Source organism: Pseudomonas sp. SDT291_1_S447, from assembly GCF_054070155.1.
Genome location: NZ_JBSVXS010000236.1, coordinates 1 through 3006 on the forward strand (window position 1 = coordinate 1; position 3006 = coordinate 3006).

The 3006-nt window shown below is 58.4% G+C and carries 3 protein-coding genes; all 3 read right to left on the reverse strand.

Annotated features, from left to right (window positions below):
* Positions 1-66 precede the first annotated feature (66 nt).
* The 3 genes from ACW9IR_RS29095 to ACW9IR_RS29105 all read right to left on the reverse strand — a co-directional run bounded on the left by ACW9IR_RS29095 (position 67) and on the right by ACW9IR_RS29105 (position 2843).
* Complete coding sequence (locus tag ACW9IR_RS29095; RefSeq protein ID WP_016984229.1) at positions 67-363, reverse strand: hypothetical protein; 297 nt, start codon at positions 361-363, stop codon at positions 67-69.
* A 188-nt stretch (positions 364-551) separates the two neighbouring features.
* Entirely contained in the window at positions 552-1895 is a 1344-nt protein-coding gene (locus ACW9IR_RS29100) for a cation:proton antiporter (protein ID WP_457466047.1), read from the reverse strand.
* 90 nt (positions 1896-1985) lie between these two features.
* Positions 1986-2843 (reverse strand): glucose 1-dehydrogenase, encoded by an 858-nt coding sequence (locus ACW9IR_RS29105; RefSeq protein ID WP_457466049.1) that lies wholly within the window; start codon positions 2841-2843, stop codon positions 1986-1988.
* Between the last annotated feature and the right edge of the window lie 163 nt (positions 2844-3006).

The following is a 3006-nucleotide window of genomic DNA, read 5'->3' on the forward strand; positions in this document are numbered from 1 at the left end:
AAACGATGTCCCCGGTCTAATTTGTAAAGGATGTACCGGTCTCTACAGTGAGGGGGCTGTTCTGGCTCACTCCACGGTCTCAAGCTCTCGACGCAACGCCACCGAGTTCTGCGACGACATCGGGATCGGCGGGAAGTCTTCGTTCAACACACACAAATGATCGATAGCATCTTCAAACATCGAGTCGGCTTTCTTGCGCAGCGCCCGGTAGTGCTCAAACTGTTCAATGTCCATATCAGCCACGTCCAGTAGCGCATTGGCCGCTCGATTAAGCGTATGGGCGTTATCGAACAATTGACGATTGCGTTCCAGAGCCAGTGCTCTGCAAGCCTTGATTTGCGCCGGAGTCGAGCATTCTTTCATGACCGTGACCTTATTCTTCAAGGATTCCTTTAACAGGCTTAAACGCCGCAGTGGAACCGAACCTGCCGGGCCCCGCTGGACACATTCGGCGAGGGGTTATGCTTGTGACTGTGGGCAATTGCCGAGGGATCCATTTTTTTAAAGAAAAAAATTCGATCAATCCTCTGAATAAATACAAGAAACAAAAATCAGTTTTTTTGTTTTTTACGCTGTTCATAGCGAGCCAGGATCGGTTGCGTGCTGATGCCATGAAGCAAAATACTCAGCGCCACCACCGACAAGGTCAGGTCAGTGCACACGCTGGCCACGCTATCGGTCAGCCCATGATTCAAGGCATAAAACAGATAGAACAGGCTGCCGATCCCACGAATGCCGAACCAGCCGATCAACAGCCGTTGCCGTCCCTCCATCAGTGCACCCCACGGCATCAGTGCGACGCAGACCGGGCGGATCAGGCAGAACAACACGCCGCCCACCAGCAACGCCCGCCAATCCCAGTGCGCCACCAGCACCACGCCGAGCAGGGTCACTAGAAACACTTCCATGGCGCGCTCGACCAGACTGCCGAACGACAACATATCGCCCATCATTATTCCTGCAGCCACCTGACTGCTTTCCAGCCGCTCGGTATCGCCGTGCACCGCGTGCTGCGGTTCGACGTTCTGATGGCCGACCACCGGTTGCACCAGATGCTCGGCAGGCGGTTGGCCGGCGCCGGTGGATTTGACTTCGACTTGCCGCAGGCCCAACCCGGCGGCGAATACCGACAGGAAGCCGTAACCGCCGATGGCTTCGGCAACGACATAGGCGAGGGCAATCAACGACAACGCCAGATAATCATTGGGGCTGAGCGTGCTGTCGTCATTGTGGATTCGCAACGAAAGGGTCACGCGACCGATACCTCGGCCCATCCAGTAACCGGTAAGCAATCCGGCAGGCACTGCCCACAATACGTTGCGCAACACCCAGCCTTGCCATTCGGCAGCACTGCCGTCGCCGTGCATCAACAACAGACCGAGAATCACAAACGGAAAGGCAATCCCATCGTTCAACCCTGCCTCACCAGAGAGCCCGAAACGCACGCTGTCGACATCCCGCGCATCGTTGACCTGAACCAGCGCCGCCAACACCGGATCGGTCGGTGCCAGAATTGCGCCGATCAACAACGACGGTCCCCACGGCAAGCGCAAGGCAAAATGCAGCAGCAAACAAACGCCAACGATGGTCAGCACCATCACTGGCCCGGCCAGACCAAAGGCGATCCGCCAACGCTTGTCGCGCAGGGGTAAACGCAATTTCAAACCGCAGACGAACAGGGAAAACAGCACCGCGACTTCCGTCAGGTGCTCCATCCACAGCGAGGCGTTTTCCAGTGACAGTTTCAGCAGATCAAGGCCGCTGGGGCCGATGCCGATCCCCAGCAGCAAGCACACGGCTGACGTGGTCACCGGCATCCAGCGCAGGTACGACGAGGTCAGTGCCAGGGTCAACAGCACGGCGCCAAGCACCGCCACCCACACGATAAAACTCATGATCTGCCGCCCTCAAGTGGTCGATGTGACGGCAATCGCACCGTGTTCAATGGGCCTTCAGTTTTACTGTAGGCGTTGGCGAAGGGGGCATCACAGCATCGGCTTACCACCGGTCACGCCATAACGTTGGCCGGTGATGTAACTGGCTTCGTCCGAGGCCAGCAGCACGTAGATCGGCGCCACTTCCACCGGTTGGCCGGGGCGGCCGAGTGGGGTGTTGCCACCGAAGTTCTGCACTTCTTCATCGGGCATGGTCGAGACGATCAGCGGAGTCCAGATCGGCCCAGGTGCCACGCAGTTCACGCGGATTTCCTTGGGCCCGAGCATCTGCGCCAGACCGCCGGTGAAGTTGGCAATTGCGCCTTTGGTGGTGGCGTAGGCGAGCAGGGTGGGTTTGGGCATGTCCGAGTTGACCGAGCTGGTGTTGATGATCGACGAGCCGGCGCGCATGTGTTTGATCGCCGCCTGACACAGGCGGAAGATCGCGGTGATGTTGACGTCGAAGGTCATCACCCATTCTTCGTCGGGGATTTCCTCGAAGTTTTCGTGAGTCATCTGGAATGCGGCGTTGTTGACCAGCACGTCGATGCGGCCAAAGCGCTCGACGGTTTTGTCGACCAAGGCCTGACACTGGGCCTTTTGCGCAATATCGCCCGGCAACAGCAGACACTGACGCCCGGCCTGTTCGACCCAGCGCGCGGTTTCCTTGGCGTCCTCGTGTTCATCCAAATAGGCGACGGCAACGTCGGCGCCTTCACGGGCGAAGGCAATCGCCACTGCGCGGCCGATGCCGCTGTCAGCGCCGGTGATCAGAGCGATCTTGCCGGCCAGGCGCCCGGAACCGACATAGCTTTGCTCGCCGCAATCGGGATAGGGCTCCATTTTGCGTTGCGAACCGGGAACGGCTTGGGCTTGTGCCGGGAAGGGTGGTTTTGGATAGTCGGTCATCGCGGGTCTCCGAGGTCTCATGGCTGGTATGGGCGGTTGACCCGGTGTGTTTGCCGTGAGTTCGATCGGATTTACACCGCATTTCTGACTTGGAAATGCAAAACCCAATGTGGGAGCGAGCTTGCTCGCGAAAGCGGAGTGTCAGCTGACGTCAATGTCGACT